The organism is Variovorax paradoxus (assembly GCF_040544635.1).
In the GTDB taxonomy this organism is placed as follows: domain Bacteria; phylum Pseudomonadota; class Gammaproteobacteria; order Burkholderiales; family Burkholderiaceae_C; genus Variovorax; species Variovorax paradoxus_R.
Genome location: NZ_JBEPKJ010000010.1, coordinates 95,718 through 114,731, shown reverse-complemented (window position 1 = coordinate 114,731; position 19,014 = coordinate 95,718). Strand labels below are relative to the sequence as shown.

Genomic DNA, 19,014 nt, shown 5'->3' with positions numbered 1-19,014 from the left:
CCCGCTTCAAACCGGCTGGGCCTGCGCCATGCCCTGGTGTCGCAGCAACGCATCAAGCTGGGGCTCGCGGCCGCGGAAAGCCTTGAAAGAATCCATGGCGCTGCGGCTGCCGCCCGCTTCGAGGATGGCCTGGCGGTACCGGCGGCCGGTTTCGATGTTCGGCTGGCCGTCGGCGCCCACGGTTTCCTCGAACGCTGCGTAAGCGTCGGCGCTCAGCACCTCGGCCCATTTGTAGCTGTAGTAGCCGGCTGCGTAGCCGCCCGAGAAGATGTGGCTGAAGGTGTTCGGCGTGCGGCTGAAAGGAGGCGAAGGCATCACGGCCACCTCGGCGCGCACCTTGCCCAGCAGCGCCAGCACGCCGCCCGGCTGCGCAGCGGCGGCCTGGTATTCGGTATGCAGCAGCATGTCGAACAGCGAAAACTCGATCTGGCGCAGCGTTTGCAGGCCGCTCTGGAAGTTCTTGGCGGCGGTCATCTTGTCGAACAGCGCGCGGGGCAGCGGCTCGCCGGTATCGACGTGGGCCGTCATGTGCTTGAGCACGTCCCATTCCCAGCAGAAGTTCTCCATGAACTGGCTCGGCAGCTCGACGGCGTCCCATTCGACGCCGCTGATGCCAGACACGTCGCGCTCATTCACCTGCGTGAGCATGTGATGCAGGCCGTGGCCGAATTCGTGGAAGAGGGTGGTCACGTCGTCGTGCGTGAGCAGCGGCGGCTTGCCATCGACGCCGCTCGCAAAGTTGCACACCAGCTGCGCCACCGGCGTTTGCAGTGCGCCGTCGTCCGGCCGCAGCCAGCGCGCGCGCACGTCGTCCATCCAGGCGCCGCCGCGCTTGGCGGCGCGGGCTGAAGGGTCGAGGTAGAACTGCCCGACCTTCTGGCTGCCTTCAGGGGTTTGGCGCTCGATGCGGTAGAACTCGACGCTCGGGTGCCATGTGGGTGCGCTGTCGCGGCGAATGGAGACTTCGAACAGCGTCTCGACGATCTTGAACAGGCCGGCCATCACCTTGGGGGCCGGGAAGTACTGCTTCACCTCCTGCTCGCTGAAGGCGTAGCGCGCTTCCTTCAGCTTTTCTCCGATGTAGCTCCAGTCCCAGGCTTGCGGATCGGCGATGCCCAACTGCTCCGATGCGAATACGCGCAAGTCGGCCAGGTCGCGTTCGCCATACGGCCTTGCCTTGGTTGCGAGATCGCGCAGGAACTTGATCACCTGCTCCGGCGATTCGGCCATCTTGGGCACGACCGAGAGTTCGCCGAAATTCTTGTAGCCGAGCAGCCTTGCTTCTTCTTCCCGCAGCGCGAGGATCTCGTTGATCAGCGCCGTGTTGTCGAAGGCCGGATCGCCAAGTTCGCTGGCGCGCGTGACGTACGCGCGGTAGAGCGTTTCGCGCAGGGCGCTGCTCTTGGCAAACTGCATCACGGGCAGGTAGCAAGGCATCTTGAGCGTGAGCTTGTAGCCCTGCTTGCCTTCGGCTTCGGCGGCTGCGCGCGCTGAGCTCACCACGTCTTCGGGCACGCCCTCGAGCTCGCCGAGCGATGCGTAGTAAGAGAAGGCGTCGGTGGCGTCGAGGGCGTTCTCGCTGAATTTCTGGCTCAACTCGGCCTGGCGTTCCTGGATGTCGGCAAAGCGCTTTTTCGCATCGCCTTGCAGCTCCGCGCCGCCGAGCACGAAGTTGCGCACCGCATTGCGATGCGCCTGGCGTTGCTCGGGGTTGAGGGCGGCCGCGTCAATCGCCTTGTACTTGGCGTAAAGGCGCTCGTCGGAACCCAGGCGGGTCCAGAACGCCGTGACGCGCGGCATGGCCTCGTTGTAGGCGGCGCGCAATTCGGGCGTATCGGCCACGGCGTTGAGATGGCCTATGGCGCCCCAGGCGCGGCTGAAGCGCTCGGACGCGACGTCGAGCACCTTGGAAATCGCATTCCAGTCGGCGGGGAAATCGGCGGCCGTGACGGTCTGCAGCGCAGCCTCCGCATCGGCCAGCAAGATGTCGACCGCGGGCGCGACGTGCTCGGGCTTGATGCGGTCGAACAGCGGGAGATCGGCGAAGTCGAGGAGGGGGTTGGTCATGGAAATTACTTTGCGGCGCGTTCCGCAGCTTCAAGGGTGTTGGCGAGCAGCATCGCGCGCGTCATGGGGCCGACGCCGCCGGGCACGGGGGTGATCCAGCTGGCCACTTCCTTGACGCTGTCGAAGTCCACGTCGCCGGCGAGCTTGCCGTCTTCCTTGCGGTTCATGCCCACGTCGATTACCACCGCGCCGGGCTTCACCATGTCGGCCGTGAGGAGGTTGCGCTTGCCTACGGCCGCAACGATCACGTCGGCCTGCCGGGTGATGGCGGCCAGGTCTTGCGTGGCGCTGTGGCAGATGGTGACGGTGGCGTTCTTGGCCAGCAGCATCATGGCCATCGGCTTGCCGACGATGTTGCTGCGGCCGATGACCACCGCGTGCTTGCCGCGCAGGTCGTAGCCGATGGATTCGAGCATCTTCATGCAGCCGTGCGGCGTGCAGGGCCAGAAGCCCGGCTGGCCGACCATCAGCGCGCCGGCGCTGGCCACATGGAAGCCGTCGACGTCTTTGGCCGGGGAGATGGCTTCGATGACGCGGTGGCTGTCCATGTGCCTGGGCAGCGGCAGCTGCACCAGGATGCCGTGCACCAGCGGGTCGTCGTTGAGCGCCTCGATGCGGGCCAGCAATTCGGGCTCGGTCATGGTGGCGGAGTGGCGTTCGAGATGCGCGGTGAGCCCGGTCTGGCTGCTGTCGTTGACCTTGTGCTTCACGTAGACCTGGCTCGCCGGATCTTCACCAACCAGGATGATGGTCAGCGTGGGTTCCACGCCGCGTGCCTTCAGGGCGGCAATGCGGCCGGCAACATCGGCACGGATTTTCTGGGCCAGCGCGTTGCCATCGATCAATTGAGCGGTCATCGGTTTCGATTTTCCAAGTAAAAACGCCCGCTTGCGCAGGCGTGGGGAACATTCGTCGCTATCGGGGAGATAGCTGGTTTTCAGGCCTTGGCTGCGGGTACCGCCTGCCCGAGCGCGATCTTGAGCAGATCGGCCACGGTGTTGGCGTTGAGCTTTTCCATGATGTTGGCGCGGTGCGCCTCGACCGTCTTGATGCTGATGCCCAGGTCGTCGGCAATCTGCTTGTTCAGGCGGCCGGCGACGATGCGCTCGAGCACCTGGGCTTCGCGGCCGGTGAGCTTGGACAGCAGCGCGTCGCGGCTGGCCGACTGCTGGTGCTGGGTGAAGGCGCCGCGCGCATGTTCGAGCATGCGCTCGACCAGTGCGACGAGCTCTTCGTCGTTGAAAGGCTTCTGGATGAAATCCATGGCGCCTTTCTTCATGCTGTCGACCGCCATCGGCACGTCGCCGTGGCCGGTGATCACCACGATGGGCAGCGGGGAGCGCCGCTCGATCAGCCGGTCTTGCAGTTCGAGACCGGTCATGCCGGCCATGCGAATGTCGACGATCAGACAGGCGACTTCGCGCGGGTCGTATCGGGAAAGAAAGGACTCGGCGGAATCGAAGCAGCGAACCCTGTAGTCCTTGCCCTCGAGCAGCCATTGCAGTGAATCTCTTACGGCCTCGTCGTCATCGACGACATAGACAGTGCCCTTCTTCGGAATCAAACTCATGCAGGTACCTTTGCCTCGTCGCTTGCTACGGAACTGGGAGCGTCCAACACCGGAATCCAGAAGGAAAAACGGCATCCGATCACATCCGGGCCATTGTAGATGTTCTCCGCCTGCATACGGCCACGATGCGACTCGACGATGGTGCGGCAGAGATTCAGTCCGATGCCCATGCCTTCCGGCTTGGTAGAGAAAAATGCCTCATACAGCCGGTCCATCACCTCGGGTGCCAAACCCTTGCCGGTGTCCTGCACCGAGAACTCGATGGCGTTGTGGCCTTCGATCACCTTGGGCAGCACGCGCAGCTCCACGCTCCGGCGCGCGAGCGGGCGCTCGGCAATGTCGATGGCCTCGGCTGCGTTCTTCAGCAGATTGACCATCACCTGTTCGATGAGGATGGGGTCCACCCGCACCACCGGCAGCCGCGCGGCCACGTAGTGGTTGAGCCGCACGTTGCGCCGCCGCAGCTCGATGCCCGCCAGTTCGACCGCCTCGCTCACCATGGCGGCCACGTCGGCGGATGTGCGGTTGGGCTCGCTGCGCTTCACGAAGGAGCGGATGCGCTGGATGATCTGGCCCGCGCGCTGCGCCTGCTTGGACGTTTTTTCAAGCGCCGCGAGCAGCGCCTCGGTGTCGATCGACTGCCCCTTGATGCGCGACATCATCCCGTTGCAGTAGTTGGTGATGGCCGTGAGCGGCTGGTTGAGCTCGTGCGCCACGCTGGATGCCATTTCGCCCATCGTGATCAGCCGGCTCGCGGCTTGCGCCCGGTCGGCCTGCGCGGCAGCTTGTTCCTCGGCGTCGCGCCGCGGCGTGATGTCGGTGGCAATCACGAGCTGGGCAAGCCGGCCGTCGACCCAGGTGAGATAGCGCGAACGCACCTCGAGCCACTTGCCCAGGTGCGGCACGAAGATTTCGTTGTTGGCGGTCTGTGCGGCGGTCAGGGTGTCGATCGGCAGGCCGGCGTAGGGATCGACGTCGTCCAGGCCTTCGTCGTGCGCATTGGAGGCCGGCACGCCGGCCTGCGCCACCATGCCCAGGTGGCCCACGGTGTCGGAGCCGAACCAGAGCCGGTACAGCTTGTTCGCGAACAGCAGTTCCTCGCTGCCGATGGGAGCCACCGACACCGCGGCGTCGAGCGCTTCCAGCACCGTGGTGAAGCGCTCGTAAGAAGCCGACAGCTGCTCGCGGATGCGCGTGGGCTCTGTGATGTCGGTCATCGACGTCATCCAGCCCGTCTGGTGGCCGCGCGCGTCGATCAGCGGCGACACGTAGAGGCGGGCATTGAACACGCTGCCGTTCTTGCGCTTCACGCGCACCTGGAAGCCGCCGGGCAGGGCGCGCCCGTGCAGTTCTTCCTCGAGCCGCTCGTTCATGACTTCGCGGTCTGATTCCAGCCAGTAGGGGAAGGGTGGCGTCTGCCCCACCAGTTCGGCTTCGCTCCAGCCGGTCATCGCGCAGAAAGCAGCGTTCACGTAGGTGATGCGCCCCTGCAGGTCGAGCACGCGCATGCCGGTGAGCATGGAGTTCTCCATGGCGCGCCGGAAATTGGTTTCGGCGACCAGCCGCTGCTGCGCCTGCTGGCGCCGCCGGGTGTGCCGCCAAGTGCCGATGAGCATCCAGCTGGTCAATACGCTGAGCGCGCAGACCAGCCAGAACAAGCCGTTGCCGACCACCCCTTGCGAGGTGCGATAGGCCTGGGCTCGCAGCACCAGCGCGTTGCCCACCGGCGACACCGGCACTTCGTATTCGTTGGTTCTTTCGGACCACGGCAGCAGGCGCGTACCGCCTTCCCTCACGCTGACGGTGTTGCCCGCGATCGGGTTGCCCTTGGCGTCGAGCAGCGACACCGCATAGCGCGCCTGCACTTCCGATGGCATGCCGTAGCGCAGCAGGCCGTCAATCGAAAATTCGCCCAGCACGACGCCCGCGAACAGGCCCTGGTCGAAAAGGGGAATGTGCAACTGCAGCATCGCCGTGGGGTCGCCGCCGGCCGCCGGCTGGGAGAAGACCGGCTGGCGCAGCTCGCGTGCCAGCGCATAGTTGCTCTCGATGTCGCCCGGGCGCAGCACGTCGCCGATGAGGTGCTGCTGTGCGGGGTGCACGCTCGGCGCGGAATAGCCGGCCTTGAAGCGGCGGCGGTCGTCGATCCACGTGACCGTTTGCAGTTCGGGGAACTGGCTCACCAGCGATTCCGCGCGGCTCGCGAACTCGACCGGATCGATCTCGCGGTTCGAGGCATCGCGCGCAATGCGCATCAGCTGCTCCTGGCGCTCCAGCAGCCGCAGGCGCATGCGCTGCTGTGCGTACTCGACGTCCCGTCGCACGGATTCCTGCTCACGCTCCACTTCTTCGGTGCGCAAATACCAGAACGCGGAAACGATGGCGGCAAGAAACAGCAGCACCGCCGCGATGGGCGCGAGCATGGCGACGGCGTCCTGCAGCACCGGCGTTTGCCGGCGCCACCAGCGGCGCCACCAGGAAAGAGGTGACGCATTCACGGCGTTGCGGGCCACCGCCAGCGGAGAGGAAAGAGGCATCTTCCGAGTTTAGGGGATGCTCCCCCGCGAAGAGCGCCAAAGGCCCGGTGCCATTGGTTCCGGCGCGGTTGCAGCCAGAACAGCCCCGATCATGAATATCACATTAAGAAATGAATATGCGCCATTTGAAATAGAAGCATTTCTATGCGAAACTCGCCCGCGTTTATCGAAGACCGCACTTAAATTACAGCCACAGCCCTAATAGGAGAGACAAGCATGTCGGCAAATCCCGAGAACCTGTTCGGCTCGGCCGCGAATGACGCGGACGCCCAGGAGACCCGTGAATGGATGGATGCACTGTCCTCCGTCATCCAGAGCGAGGGCCCTGAGCGGGCTCACTTCCTTCTCGAGCAGTTGCTCGAGCATGCCCGGCAGCACAGCATCGACAAGCCGTTCTCTGCCAACACCGCCTACGTCAACACCATCGAGCCCGATCAGGAAGAGCGCTGCCCCGGCAACCTCGAGATCGAAGAGCGCCTGCGCGCCTACATGCGCTGGAACGCCATGGCCATGGTGGTCAAGGCCAACCGCCATCATCCCCCCGAAGGCGGCGACCTCGGCGGCCACATCGGCTCCTTCGCCTCGCTGGCGAACATGTTCGGCGCCGGCTTCAACCATTTCTGGCACGCCGAGAGCGAAAACCACGGTGGCGACTGCCTCTACATCCAGGGCCACGTCTCGCCCGGCATCTATGCGCGCGCCTACCTCGAAGGCCGCCTGAGCGAAGAGCAATTGCTCAACTTCCGCCAGGAAGTGGACGGCAAGGGCCTTTCCAGCTACCCGCATCCGAAGCTGATGCCCGAGTTCTGGCAGTTCCCCACCGTCTCGATGGGCCTCGGCCCGCTGATGGCCATCTACCAGGCCCGCTTCCTCAAGTACCTGCACGCCCGCGGCATCGCCAACACCGAAAACCGCAAGGTCTGGGTGTTCTGCGGCGACGGTGAAATGGACGAAGTCGAATCGATGGGTGCCATCGGCCTTGCAGCGCGCGAAGGCCTCGACAACCTCGTCTTCGTCATCAACTGCAACCTGCAGCGGCTGGACGGCCCGGTGCGCGGCAACGGCAAGATCATCCAGGAGCTCGAAGGCGAGTTCCGCGGCTCGGGCTGGAACGTCATCAAGCTGATCTGGGGCAGCGGCTGGGACCAGCTGCTGGCGCGCGACAAGGAAGGTGCGCTGCGCAAGATCATGATGGAAACCAACGACGGCGACTACCAGGCCTTCAAGGCCAACGACGGCGCCTACGTTCGCAAGCACTTCTTCGGCCGCGACCCGCGCACGCTCGAAATGGTGTCCAAGATGAGCGACGACGACATCTGGCAGCTGCGCCGCGGCGGCCACGACTCGCAGAAGGTCTACGCAGCGTTCGACGCGGCCGTGAAGCACAAGGGCCAGCCGACGGTGCTCCTGATCAAGACGGTCAAGGGCTTCGGCATGGGCAAGATCGGGGAGGGCAAAAACAACGTCCACCAGACCAAGAAGCTCAGCGACGAGGACATCATGGCCTTCCGCGACCGCTTCAACATTCCGATTCCGGACAGCAAGATCGCCGACCTGCCGTTCTACAAGCCGGCCGACGACACGCCGGAAATGAAGTACCTGCACGAGCGCCGCAAGGCCCTCGGCGGCTACCTGCCGCACCGCCGCACCAAGGCCGACGAAAGCTTCACGGTGCCGTCGCTCGACACCTTCAAGTCGGTGATGGAGCCCACGGCCGAAGGCCGCGAGATCTCGACCACGCAGGCCTACGTGCGCTTCCTCACGCAGCTTTTGCGCGACAAGGCGCTGGGCCCGCGCGTCGTTCCCATCCTGGTGGACGAAGCCCGCACCTTCGGCATGGAAGGGTTGTTCCGCCAGATCGGCATCTACAACCCCGCAGGCCAGCAGTACACCCCGGTCGATAAGGACCAGGTCATGTACTACAAGGAAGACAAGGCCGGCCAGATCCTGCAGGAAGGCATCAACGAAGCCGGCGGCATGTCGAGCTGGATTGCGGCGGCCACGTCGTACAGCACCAACAACCGCATCATGGTGCCGTTCTACGTGTACTACTCGATGTTCGGCTTCCAGCGCATCGGCGACCTGGCCTGGGCGGCCGGCGACATGCAGGCGCGCGGGTTCCTGCTGGGCGGCACCTCGGGGCGCACCACGCTCAACGGCGAAGGCCTGCAGCATGAAGACGGCCACAGCCACATCCTGGCCAACACCATTCCCAACTGCGTGAGCTACGACCCGACCTTCGCGCATGAGGTGGGCGTGATCCTGCACCACGGCCTGAAGCGCATGGTCGAGAAACAGGACAACGTCTACTACTACCTGACGCTGCTCAACGAGAACTACCCGATGCCCGGCCTGCAGCCCGGCACCGAAGAGCAGATCATCAAGGGCATGTACCTGTCGAAGCAGGGCCCCGCGCTCAAGGCCAAGGCACCCACGGTGCAACTGCTGGGCAGCGGCACCATCCTGCGCGAAAGCTTCGCCGCGCAAGAACTGCTCGAGAAGGACTGGGGCGTGTCGGCTTCCGTGTGGAGCTGCCCGAGCTTCAACGAGCTCACGCGTGACGGCCAGGACGCCGACCGCTGGAACCTGCTGCACCCGGACCAGACCCCGCGCGTGCCCTTCGTGGCCGAGCAGCTCGCACCCACGACCGGCCCGGTGGTGGCATCGACCGACTACATGAAGGCCTATGCGGAACAGATCCGCCCCTTCCTCCCGAAGGGCCGCAACTACAAGGTGCTGGGCACCGACGGCTTCGGCCGCAGCGACTTCCGCAACAAGCTGCGCGAGCACTTCGAGATCAACCGCCACTACATCGTGGTGGCCGCGCTCAAGGCGCTGAGCGAAGATGGCACGGTGCCGGTGGCCAAGGTGGTCGAGGCGATCAAGAAGTACGGCATCAATGTCGACAAGGTCAACCCGCTTTACGCTTGAACATCAACAACCAACGAACGAACGGCGCCTCACGGCGGGAGACAAACGATATGGCAGCAGTGGAAGTCAAGGTGCCGGACATCGGCGATTTCGATGAAGTCGCGGTGATCGAGGTGCTGGTGAAGGTGGGCGATACGGTCAAGGCCGAGCAGTCGCTCATCACCGTGGAATCGGACAAGGCGTCGATGGAAATTCCCTCGTCGACCGCCGGTGTGGTCAAGGAAATCAAGGTCGCGGTCGGCGGCAAGGTGAAAGAGGGCTCCGTGGTTCTGGTGCTCGAGGCGGAGGGTGCTGCCGCAGCACCGGCTCCCGCAGCGGCCCCGGCTCCGGCGGCTGCCGCTCCTGCACCCGCCGCGGCGGCGGCTGCGCCGGCTGCTGCACCCGCAGCCTCTGGTCCGGTCGAGGTCAAGGTGCCCGACATCGGCGATTTCAAGGATGTTTCGGTCATTGAACTGCTGGTGAAGCCCGGCGACACGATCGCGGCCGACCAGTCGCTGATCACGGTCGAATCGGACAAGGCCTCGATGGAAATCCCGTCGTCGGCTGCCGGCACGCTCAAGGAGCTCAAGGTCAAGGTCGGCGACACGGTCAACATCGGTGACCTCATTGCCGTGCTCGAAGGCGCTGCGGGTTCCGCGGCTCCTGCGCCTGCACAAGCTGCCGCAGCAGCACCCGCCACGGCAACCGCCAGCGCCCCCGCGCCGGCCGCTGCTTCGCCGGCACCCGCCGCCAGCCCGGCTGCCGCCGCTCCGCACGATCCCACCACGGCGCCCACCGGCAACCTGCCGCATGCCTCGCCCTCGGTGCGCAAGTTCGCGCGCGAACTGGGCGTGCCGCTCGAAGAGGTCAAGGGCTCCGGGCCCAAGGGCCGCATCACCCAGGAAGACGTCCAGGGCTTCACCAAGGCCGTGATGAGCGGCCAGGCCAGTACCAAGGCATCGGCAGCCAAGGTGCCGGCCGGCGGTGGCGGCGCAGACGGCGCGGCGCTGGGCCTCATTCCGTGGCCCAAGGTCGACTTCACCAAGTTCGGCGCGGTCGAGCGCAAGGACCTGTCGCGCATCAAGAAGCTCAGCGGCGCCAACCTGCACCGCAACTGGGTGATGATTCCGCACGTCACCAACAACGACGAAGCCGACATCACCGAGCTCGAAGCCTTCCGCGTCTCCACCAACAAGGAAAACGAAAAGTCGGGCATCAAGGTCACGATGCTCGCCTTCGTGATCAAGGCGGTGGTTGCGGCGCTCAAGAAGTTCCCCGATTTCAACGCCAGCCTCGACGGCGACCAGCTCGTCTACAAGCAGTACTACAACATCGGCTTTGCGGCCGACACGCCCAACGGGCTCGTGGTGCCGGTGCTGAAAGATGCCGACAAGAAGGGCATCCTGCAGATCAGCGCCGAGATGGGCGAACTCGCCAAGAAGGCGCGCGACGGCAAGCTCGGCTCGGCCGACATGCAGGGCGGCTGCATGTCGATCAGCTCGCTCGGCGGCATCGGCGGCACGCACTTCACGCCCATCATCAATGCCCCCGAAGTGGCCATCCTCGGCCTCTCGAAGGGGCAGATGAAGCCGGTGTGGGACGGCAAGCAGTTCGTGCCGCGCCTGACGCTGCCGCTGTCGCTGTCGTACGACCACCGCGTGATCGATGGTGCCCTGGCTGCGCGCTTCAACGCCTACCTGGGCCAGGTGCTCGCGGACTATCGCCGTATTCTTCTATGACCCCCCGAGCACCTGCGGTGCTCCCCCCTGAGGGCGGCGCCTCCCTTGGGGCGGCCCGGCGGGAGGCGCTATGACCACGGTAGTGGCCGTCCGCAAAGGCGGCCAGGTCGCGATGGCGGCGGATTCCCTGGTGACCTTCGGCGACACGCGGCTCTCGCACCGCGCCGAGGCGAACCAGAAGATCTTCACCATCGACGATGCGGCGGGGCAGAGCCTCTTTGCCGTGGCCGGGGCCGCCGCGCACTTCCTGGTGCTGCAGCATGCGCTGGCCGCGCAGCCGCGCGAGGCGCTGCTGTTCGGCAGCAAGCACGAGATCTTCCGCACCTTCACGCTGCTGCACCCGGTGCTCAAGGACTCGTTCTTCATGCAGACCAAGGAAGACGAGCACGAGCCCTACGAGTCGAGCCAGTTCACGATGCTGATGGCAAATGCCAGCGGCATCTATGGCATCTACAGCTACCGCGAGGTGTTCGAGTTCAAGCAGTTCTGGGCCATCGGCTCGGGACGCAGCTTTGCGCTCGGCGCCATGCACGCGGCCTATGACATCAAGTTGCGCACCGCGCGCGACGTGGCGGAGGCGGGAATCGCCGCCGCCTGCGAATTCGATCGCAATTCGGCCCCACCGGTCGACGTTCTCACACTCAAACTGAAAGTGTCCAAATGAGCGAACAACAAATCAAAGTGCCGGACATCGGCGACTTCGACGAAGTCGCGGTGATCGAGGTGCTGGTCAATGTCGGCGACACGGTCAAGGCCGAGCAGTCGCTGATCACTGTCGAATCGGACAAGGCCTCGATGGAAATTCCATCGTCAGCAGCCGGCGTGGTGAAAGCGCTGGCGGTGAAGGTGGGCGACAAGGTGAAAGAGGGCTCGGTGGTGCTGGCGCTGGAGGTCGACGGTGCCGCGGCGCCCGCGCCGGCAGCCACCGCACCGGCGCCGGCAGCAGCTTCACCCGCACCCAAGGCGGCTCCCGCACCGACTCCCGCCGCAGCGCCCGTGGCCTCCACCTACGGCGGCAAGGTCGATGTCGAGTGCGATGTCGTCGTGCTCGGTGCCGGCCCGGGCGGCTACTCGGCCGCATTCCGCGCGGCCGACCTCGGGCTGAAGGTCGTGCTGATCGAACGCTACGCCACGCTCGGCGGCGTGTGCCTCAACGTGGGCTGCATCCCCTCGAAGGCGCTGCTGCATGTGGCCTCGGTCATGGACGAAGTGAAGCACTTCGCCGACCTGGGCGTGAGCTTTGCCGCGCCCACGGTCGATCGCGCCAAGCTGCTCGGCCACAAGAACAAGGTGGTGGGCAAGCTCACCGGCGGCCTCACGGCCATGGCCAAGATGCGCAAGGTGACGGTGCTGCGCGGCGTCGGCAATTTCATCGACCCGTACCACCTGGAAGTGGAAGAGACCTCCGGCACCAGCTGGGACACCACGGGCAAGAAGCAGACCGTCAAGTTCCGCAACGCCATCATCGCGGCCGGCTCGCAGGCCGTGAGCCTGCCTTTCATGCCGAAGGACCCGCGCGTGGTCGATTCCACCGGCGCGCTCGAAATGGGCACCGACCCCAAGCGCATGCTGATCCTGGGCGGCGGCATCATCGGCCTCGAAATGGGCACGGTGTACTCGACGTTGGGTGCACGCCTCGACGTGGTCGAGATGCTCGACGGCCTGATGCAGGGCGCAGACCGCGACCTGGTGAAGGTGTGGCAGAAGATGAACGCACCGCGCTTCGACAACATCATGCTCAAGACCAAGACGGTCGGCGCCGAAGCCACGAAGGAGGGCATCAAGGTCACCTTCGAAGGCGAGCAGGCACCGAAGGAGCCGCAGGTGTACGACCTGGTGCTGCAGGCCGTGGGCCGCAGCCCGAACGGCAAGAAGATCAGCGCCGAGAAGGCCGGCATCACGGTGAGCGACCGCGGCTTCATTCCGGTCGACATCCAGATGCGCACCAACGTGCCGCACATCTTCGCCATCGGCGACATCGTGGGCCAGCCCATGCTGGCGCACAAGGCGGTGCACGAGGCGCATGTGGCGGCCGAGGTGATCGCCGGCGAACAGAAGGGCGACAAGGAGCTCTCGAGCGCCGCCTTCAACGCCCGCGTGATCCCGAGCGTGGCCTACACCGACCCGGAGGTGGCGTGGGTGGGCCTCACCGAAGACCAGGCCAAGGCCGAAGGCATCAAGATCAAGAAGGGCCACTTCCCGTGGACCGCTTCGGGCCGCGCCATCGCCAACGGCCGCGACGAGGGCTTTACCAAGCTGCTGTTCGACGCGGAGACCCACCGCATCCTGGGCGGCGGCATCGTCGGCACGCACGCCGGTGACATGATTGGCGAGATTGCACTGGCCATCGAAATGGGCGCCGACGAAATCGACATCGGCAAGACCATTCACCCGCACCCTACGCTGGGCGAGAGCATTGGCATGGCGGCCGAGGTGGCGCACGGCACCTGTACCGACCTGCCGCCGGCGAAGAAGGCCTGAGGAGGCCCTGAATCAATCGGTCGTGCCGCTTTCGAGCAATTGGAGCGGCCATAAAAAAATCCCGCCGCGGCGGGATTTTTTATTGTCCTGATGGAAGACGGCTCAGTCGCCGGTGCGGGTCGCGGCGACGGCCGCGGCCTTGACGTCGTCATTCGGTGCGCCGCCCAGCACGCGGCGTGCGCCATCGAAGCGGCGGCTCCAGTAGCTGCCGTTCATGTCTTCCACCCGCACCTGAGCGCCGGTGCGCGGCGAATGGATGAACTTGCCTTCGCCGACATAGATGCCGACATGGCTGAAGGCGCGGCGCATGGTGTTGAAGAAAACGAGGTCGCCCGGCTTGAGCTGGCTGCGGTCGATCTTCTCGGTGGCGGCCGCTTGTTCCTCGGCACGGCGGGGCAGCAAATGGCCGACCGTCTGGTTGTACATGGCACGAACGAAGCCGCTGCAATCGAAGCCGGACTCCGCCGTATTGCCGCCGCGGCGATAGGGAACGCCAAGGAAGCCGATGGCGGTGACCACCAGATCGGAAGTCCGTTCGGTGACGGTTTGGCGAACCTGCTGAAGTTGTCCGATCAGGCCCTTGTCGGCAAGGAGGCGGGCCAGTTCGTCATCGGTTCGGTCCTGTTGAGGAGCGGCCTGGACGGCGACGGCAAACAGGAGGGAAGCGGGTAGGACGAAAAAACGCATGGCGCGTAGGATATTGATGACGCGCGGTTATGTCAACCTCATCTGAATTGGCGAATGTATCTGCAAATGCTTGATTTGTTTGAAATTTTTCGATTTGGTTGAAGAAAAAATGTAACGGCCGACCTTTATGAACCATAAGCGATTGCCCGTAAATGGACCTCCGCACGAAAGGTGAATCAGTCAATGGCTTGGATTTTGTCGACAAAATCTCGCAAGATTGCTGCAACTTCACGGAAAAGTCATGAACTTGCAAATCGGATCGAACTTTCGGCTGACGGCGCGCGCTGCTGTCTTCTTCGGGTTGGCGCTCGCGGGCACCGTTGTAGCGCAGATACGCCCTGAGACCATTTCGTCCGGTCTTGAGAATCCATGGGGCGTGGCCTTTCTGCCGGATGGCCGTTTTGCAGTAACCGAGCGTGCCGGCCGTTTGCGGGTAATTGCCGCGGACGGAAAAATCAGCGCGCCGGTGACCGGACTGCCCGCCATCGCGGCAGGCGGCCAGGGCGGCCTGCTCGACGTGCTGGCGGATTCAGCCTTCGAAAAGAACCGCACGCTGTACTTCTGTTTTTCCGAATCCCAGGCAGGGGGCTCCGCCAACAGCACTGCGCTGGCCCGTGCGCAACTCTCCGAAGACGGCGCGAAGCTGGAGAACCTGCGGATCATCTTCAGCCAGCAACCCAAGGTGGCCAGCCGCAACCATTTCGGCTGCCGCATCGTCGAGGCGCGCGACGGCACGCTGTTTCTCACGCTCGGCGACCGGTTCGGCCGCAAGGAAGACGCGCAGAAGCTCGACAGCCACATCGGGAAAGTCGTGCGCATTGCCAAAGACGGCACGGCGCCCAAGGACAACCCGTTTGTCGGCAGGGCAGGTGCGTTGCCTGAAATCTGGAGCTACGGCCATCGCAACGGCCAGGGCGCGGCGCTCGCGCCGGACGGCCGTTTCTGGATGACCGAGCATGGCCCGCAGGGCGGCGACGAAATCAATGTTCCGCAGGCCGGCCGCAACTACGGCTGGCCGGTGATCACCTACGGTGAAAACTATGGGGGCGGCAAGATCGGCGACGGCATCACGGCCAAGGACGGCATGGAGCAGCCGCTGCACTATTGGGTGCCGTCGATAGCGCCATCGGGCATGGCCTTTCTGACCAGCGACCGCTACGGCGCGGGGTGGAAAGGCAACCTGTTCGTCGGGTCGCTCAAGTTCGGCTATCTCGACCGCATCGAACTGAAGGACGGCAAGGTGGTTGCCGAGCACAAGCTGCTGGCCGACGGCAGGTCGCGCATTCGCGATGTGAAGCAGGGGCCGGATGGCTTGCTGTATGTGCTGACCGACGAATCCGACGGCAAGCTGCTGCGCTTGCGGCCGAACTGAGGCAGCGGCTCCGACTTCAGCCGGGGCAGCCCGGCAGAGGCAATGTCGGCAGCATGCGGCGCCACAGCTGCATCCACTCGGGCCAATCGTGCCCGCCTTCTGTCGTGAACACGCGGTCTGCGGGCAGCGCCGCGGCCAGCAACCGGTGGCTGAAAGCAAAGCGGTCGTCGACGCCGTAGCCCAGGTAGAGCGGCGGGCGCGCACCGAAAGTGGCGCTGGTACCGACATAGCCGCGCAACCATTGCCAAAGCTGGGTCTCGTTCGGTGCTCGCGGATCGCTGCCCGGTGGATCGCCCAGCGGCCCGGTCCAGCGGGCCACGCCGCCTGCATTGGCGATGTCGGCGCTGAGCGGGCGTTCTCCGAGATAGGGCGCGATGGCCACGAGGCCTGCGAGTTCGCCGGGGTGGGTCTGTGCATAGAGCAGCCCACCGAAACCGCCGACCGAGATGCCGACGATCCAGACCGATTTGTAGCCCTTGCTGCGTGCCGGTGCCATCACGTCCTCGCTCAGGCGGTCGAGGATGGTCTTGTTGTTGTAGTAGCCGAGGTGCGCATCGACCCGCATCACGTCCACCGCGAGCCTGTTGTCGTTCAGCGCCTTGACGAAGCCTTCGCGCGTGAATTCGTCGGGGTGGGAGTACGCGCCGGGCAGCAGCACCAGCAGCGTGTCGGCATTTGGCGTGCAGGTGCTCTTTTCGAGCGTGCTCTCCAGCGGCGCCTTGGCCGTGCGCAGGCCACCGCAGCCGGCGATGAGAAGCGCCGCGCAAAGGCTCAGAACCGGGAGGTGGCGCCCGGTCGGACGGCGCCATGTCGAAAAGATCCGCATCCGGCGGAGTCTAGGTGCACGGCTTTTCAGTGGTACGGTCTAGCCCAATCAATTTCCATTTGAAAGAATCAGTTCATGCTGCTCGACGCCTCGCAATCCCAACTCGTGCTGGTCGACTACCAGGCGCAGCTGATGCCTGCGATCTTCGAGGCCGATGCCGTGGTGCAGAACGCCGTGCGTCTGGGCAAGATGGCGCGCCTGTTCGAGGTGCCGGTCTGGGGCACCGAGCACAACCCCTCGAAGCTCGGCGAGACCGTGCCCGACGTTCGGGCGCTGTACCAGCGAACCTTGCCCAAGATGCATTTCAGCGGCATGGAGGAGGGCCTCGGCGAATGGTTGCGCGTGCCGGCCAAGGCGCCACAGGGCAATGCCCGCAGCCTGCCGAAGCACCTGCAGAAGCCCGCTGCCGCGGCCGAAGAGCGCAACACCATTGTGATCGCCGGCTGCGAAGCGCATGTCTGCCTGCTGCAGACCGCGCTCGATCTTCTTGAAGACGAATTCGAAGTGTGGGTGGTGACCGACGCCTGCAGCTCTCGCACCGAACGCAACCGCGACGCGGCCTTCGACCGGCTGGCCGGCGCAGGCGCCGAGCTGGTGACCACCGAAATGGTCGCCTTCGAATGGCTGCGGACGGCGGAGCACCCTGCATTTCCCGAACTGCTGAAGATCGTTCGATAGCAGCTTTGCATTTACGCTGAACCGGGCTCGAACCGGGCCAACGGGGCCAACGGGGCGAAACCCGATTGTTCGGCCCGTCAGCTTGTTGCAAGATCAGTCTCCATAATTATGAATTCAGTTTTAGGCGGCGCTGATCGCCGGAACTGATTTCCATAACCAGGAGACATCGCAGATGAGCCGCTACGAAAAGTTCTATCGCCAGTCGGTCGATACGCCCGAGGCGTTCTGGGCCGAGCAGGCCAGGCTGATCGACTGGCAGACGCCTCCGACCCAGATACTGGACGCGAGCCAGCCGCCGTTTGCCCGATGGTTCGTGGATGGAACCACCAACCTGTGCCACAACGCCGTCGACCGGCACTTGGCCGCGCGTGGCGACCAGCCTGCATTGATTTTCGTGTCGACCGAAACCGGCACGGAAAGAACCTACAGCTTCCGCGAGCTGCATGCCGAGGTGCAGCGCACCGCGGCCAGCCTGGTCGAGCTGGGGGTGGGCAAGGGCGATCGCGTGCTCATCTACATGCCGATGATTCCGGAGGCTGCGTTCGCGATGCTGGCCTGCGCGCGGATCGGCGCGATCCATTGCGTGGTCTTCGGCGGTTTCGCCAGCGGCTCGCTGGCCTCGCGCATCGAGGACGCCGAGCCCAAGGTGGTCGTGAGCGCGGACGCCGGTTCACGCGGCGGCAAGGTCATTGCGTACAAGCCGCTGCTCGACGAGGCCATCCGGATTTCGAAGCACAAGCCGCCGGCCGTGCTGCTGACCGACCGCGGCCTTGCGCCCATGGCGCTGACTGCCGGCCGCGACCATCTGGCTGCCGAGCTGAACCTGAAGCATCGCGACACCGAGGTGCCGTGCACCTGGCTGGCCGCCACCGACATCAGCTACACCATCTATACCAGCGGCACCACCGGCAAGCCCAAGGGCGTGCAGCGCGACGTGGGCGGCTATGCGGTGGCGCTGGCCGCCAGCATGAAGCACATCTTCGATGGCCGGCCGGGCGAAACCTATTTTTCGACCAGCGATATCGGCTGGGTGGTGGGCCACAGCTACATCGTCTACGGGCCGCTGATCGCCGGCATGGCCACTCTCATGTACGAGGGCCTGCCCACGCAGGGCATCGACAGGCAGCCCGACGGCGGCATCTGGTGGCGCCTGGTCGAAAAGTACAAGGTGACGGTGATGTTCAGCGCGCCCACCGCGGTGCGCGTGCTCAAGAAGCAAGACCCGGCGCTGCTCAAGAAATACGACCTGTCGAGCCTGCGCGCGCTGTTCCTGGCGGGCGAGCCGCTCGACGAGCCCACCGCACGCTGGATCAGCGAGGGGCTGGGCGTGCCGATCATCGACAACTACTGGCAGACGGAATCGGGCTGGCCGATCATCACCATTGCCAATGGCGTCGAGAAAAAGCCCAGCAAGTTCGGCAGCCCCGGCGTGCCGATGTACGGCTTTCGCGTGAAGATCCTGCACGAAGCCACCGGCGAGGAACTGACGGGTGCCAACGAGAAGGGCGTGGTCGTGATCGAGGGCCCCACGCCGCCGGGCTTCATGCAAACGGTGTGGAAAGACGACGAGCGCTTCGTCGACACCTACTGGAAGAGCGTGCCCGGCAAGATGGTCTATTCGACCTTCGACTGGGGCATTCGCGACGAAGACGGCTACTTCTACATCCTCGGCCGTACCGACGACGTCATCAACGTGGCCGGCCATCGCCTCGGCACGCGCGAGATCGAGGAGAGCATTTCGGGCCACGCCGGCGTGGCCGAGGTGGCGGTGGTCGGCGTGGCCGACGCGCTCAAGGGCCAGGTTGCCATGGCTTTCGTCGTGCCGAGGGACGGCAGGGCGATCACCGACGCCGACACGGCGCTGAAGCTGGAAGGCGAAATCATGAAAGTGGTGGCCGACCAGCTCGGCGCCCTGGCGCGGCCGGCACGCGTGCGCTTCGTGAACGGGCTGCCCAAGACCCGCAGCGGCAAGTTGCTGCGGCGCGCCATCCAGGCGGTATGCGAGCGGCGGGACCCGGGCGACCTGACCACCATCGACGACCCCGCCACGCTGCAGCAGATCAAACAGCTACTTTCTTCTGACTGAATGAGCAAGAGCAATCTTGCAAAGTTGCGTCGAACCGTCATATGTCTGACGTGGCACAATG

General features: G+C 64.9%; 13 protein-coding genes. 7 read left to right on the top strand and 6 right to left on the bottom strand.

The features are described from left to right. Nucleotides 1-6: 6 nt before the first annotated feature. From ABIC94_RS17750 to ABIC94_RS17735, 4 genes are all read right to left on the bottom strand, one after another. Nucleotides 7-2,067 (bottom strand): M3 family metallopeptidase, encoded by a 2,061-nt coding sequence (locus ABIC94_RS17750; RefSeq protein ID WP_354374313.1) that lies wholly within the window; start codon nucleotides 2,065-2,067, stop codon nucleotides 7-9. Between the two features lie 5 nt (nucleotides 2,068-2,072). Beyond that, nucleotides 2,073-2,924: a bifunctional methylenetetrahydrofolate dehydrogenase/methenyltetrahydrofolate cyclohydrolase FolD gene (gene folD, locus ABIC94_RS17745; RefSeq protein WP_354374312.1), complete on the bottom strand. Its 852-nt coding sequence runs from the start codon at nucleotides 2,922-2,924 to the stop codon at nucleotides 2,073-2,075. Nucleotides 2,925-3,004: 80 nt separating this feature from the next. Continuing rightward, nucleotides 3,005-3,637 carry a response regulator transcription factor gene (locus ABIC94_RS17740; protein ID WP_354374311.1) on the bottom strand — a complete coding sequence of 211 codons (633 nt, stop codon included), beginning with the start codon at nucleotides 3,635-3,637 and terminating at the stop codon, nucleotides 3,005-3,007. Then, nucleotides 3,634-6,174 (bottom strand): PAS domain-containing sensor histidine kinase, encoded by a 2,541-nt coding sequence (locus ABIC94_RS17735; RefSeq protein ID WP_354374310.1) that lies wholly within the window; start codon nucleotides 6,172-6,174, stop codon nucleotides 3,634-3,636. Before ABIC94_RS17735 ends, ABIC94_RS17740 begins: the two co-directional genes overlap by 4 nt. 216 nt (nucleotides 6,175-6,390) lie before the next feature. Between ABIC94_RS17735 and aceE the strand changes: the two genes are divergently transcribed. The 4 genes from aceE to lpdA all read left to right on the top strand — a co-directional run bounded on the left by aceE (nucleotide 6,391) and on the right by lpdA (nucleotide 13,304). Continuing rightward, nucleotides 6,391-9,105 carry a pyruvate dehydrogenase (acetyl-transferring), homodimeric type gene (gene aceE, locus ABIC94_RS17730; protein WP_354374309.1) on the top strand — a complete coding sequence of 905 codons (2,715 nt, stop codon included), beginning with the start codon at nucleotides 6,391-6,393 and terminating at the stop codon, nucleotides 9,103-9,105. Nucleotides 9,106-9,155: 50 nt separating this feature from the next. Then, a complete protein-coding gene (aceF, locus tag ABIC94_RS17725; RefSeq protein WP_354374308.1) occupies nucleotides 9,156-10,823 on the top strand; it encodes a dihydrolipoyllysine-residue acetyltransferase in 1,668 nt (555 codons plus the stop codon). 70 nt (nucleotides 10,824-10,893) lie between these two features. After that, nucleotides 10,894-11,487 carry an MFS transporter gene (locus tag ABIC94_RS17720; RefSeq protein ID WP_354374307.1) on the top strand — a complete coding sequence of 198 codons (594 nt, stop codon included), beginning with the start codon at nucleotides 10,894-10,896 and terminating at the stop codon, nucleotides 11,485-11,487. Further along, nucleotides 11,484-13,304 (top strand): dihydrolipoyl dehydrogenase, encoded by a 1,821-nt coding sequence (gene lpdA / locus ABIC94_RS17715; RefSeq protein ID WP_354374306.1) that lies wholly within the window; start codon nucleotides 11,484-11,486, stop codon nucleotides 13,302-13,304. The genes ABIC94_RS17720 and lpdA overlap by 4 nt, the downstream gene beginning before the upstream one ends. 102 nt (nucleotides 13,305-13,406) lie before the next feature. Here lpdA and ABIC94_RS17710 read toward each other — a convergent pair whose 3' ends face one another. After that, a complete protein-coding gene (locus ABIC94_RS17710) occupies nucleotides 13,407-13,991 on the bottom strand; it encodes a C40 family peptidase (protein ID WP_354374305.1) in 585 nt (194 codons plus the stop codon). Between the two features lie 241 nt (nucleotides 13,992-14,232). Between ABIC94_RS17710 and ABIC94_RS17705 the strand changes: the two genes are divergently transcribed. After that, on the top strand, nucleotides 14,233-15,363 hold the full coding sequence (locus ABIC94_RS17705; protein ID WP_354374304.1) for a PQQ-dependent sugar dehydrogenase: 1,131 nt from the start codon (nucleotides 14,233-14,235) through the stop codon (nucleotides 15,361-15,363). Nucleotides 15,364-15,379: 16 nt separating this feature from the next. On the opposite strand, the gene ABIC94_RS17700 is transcribed toward ABIC94_RS17705, so the two are convergent. After that, the gene (locus ABIC94_RS17700; protein WP_354374303.1) at nucleotides 15,380-16,189 is read right to left on the bottom strand and encodes an alpha/beta hydrolase; all 810 of its coding nucleotides are present in this window, start codon (nucleotides 16,187-16,189) and stop codon (nucleotides 15,380-15,382) included. Between the two features lie 75 nt (nucleotides 16,190-16,264). Between ABIC94_RS17700 and ABIC94_RS17695 the strand changes: the two genes are divergently transcribed. Beyond that, entirely contained in the window at nucleotides 16,265-16,867 is a 603-nt protein-coding gene (locus ABIC94_RS17695) for an isochorismatase family protein (protein ID WP_354374302.1), read from the top strand. A 133-nt stretch (nucleotides 16,868-17,000) separates the two neighbouring features. Further along, nucleotides 17,001-18,953 carry a propionate--CoA ligase gene (locus ABIC94_RS17690; protein ID WP_354374465.1) on the top strand — a complete coding sequence of 651 codons (1,953 nt, stop codon included), beginning with the start codon at nucleotides 17,001-17,003 and terminating at the stop codon, nucleotides 18,951-18,953. Nucleotides 18,954-19,014: the final 61 nt, after the last annotated feature.

Coding starts and splice junctions, on each gene's coding strand:
- ABIC94_RS17735 (WP_354374310.1), bottom strand. CDS start 6,174: ATGCCTCTTTCCTCTCCGCTGGCGGTGGCCCGCAACGCCGTGAATGCG.
- ABIC94_RS17720 (WP_354374307.1), top strand. CDS start 10,894: ATGACCACGGTAGTGGCCGTCCGCAAAGGCGGCCAGGTCGCGATGGCG.
- aceE (WP_354374309.1), top strand. CDS start 6,391: ATGTCGGCAAATCCCGAGAACCTGTTCGGCTCGGCCGCGAATGACGCG.
- ABIC94_RS17710 (WP_354374305.1), bottom strand. CDS start 13,991: ATGCGTTTTTTCGTCCTACCCGCTTCCCTCCTGTTTGCCGTCGCCGTC.
- ABIC94_RS17700 (WP_354374303.1), bottom strand. CDS start 16,189: ATGCGGATCTTTTCGACATGGCGCCGTCCGACCGGGCGCCACCTCCCG.
- ABIC94_RS17705 (WP_354374304.1), top strand. CDS start 14,233: ATGAACTTGCAAATCGGATCGAACTTTCGGCTGACGGCGCGCGCTGCT.
- folD (WP_354374312.1), bottom strand. CDS start 2,924: ATGACCGCTCAATTGATCGATGGCAACGCGCTGGCCCAGAAAATCCGT.
- lpdA (WP_354374306.1), top strand. CDS start 11,484: ATGAGCGAACAACAAATCAAAGTGCCGGACATCGGCGACTTCGACGAA.
- ABIC94_RS17695 (WP_354374302.1), top strand. CDS start 16,265: ATGCTGCTCGACGCCTCGCAATCCCAACTCGTGCTGGTCGACTACCAG.
- ABIC94_RS17750 (WP_354374313.1), bottom strand. CDS start 2,067: ATGACCAACCCCCTCCTCGACTTCGCCGATCTCCCGCTGTTCGACCGC.
- ABIC94_RS17740 (WP_354374311.1), bottom strand. CDS start 3,637: ATGAGTTTGATTCCGAAGAAGGGCACTGTCTATGTCGTCGATGACGAC.
- aceF (WP_354374308.1), top strand. CDS start 9,156: ATGGCAGCAGTGGAAGTCAAGGTGCCGGACATCGGCGATTTCGATGAA.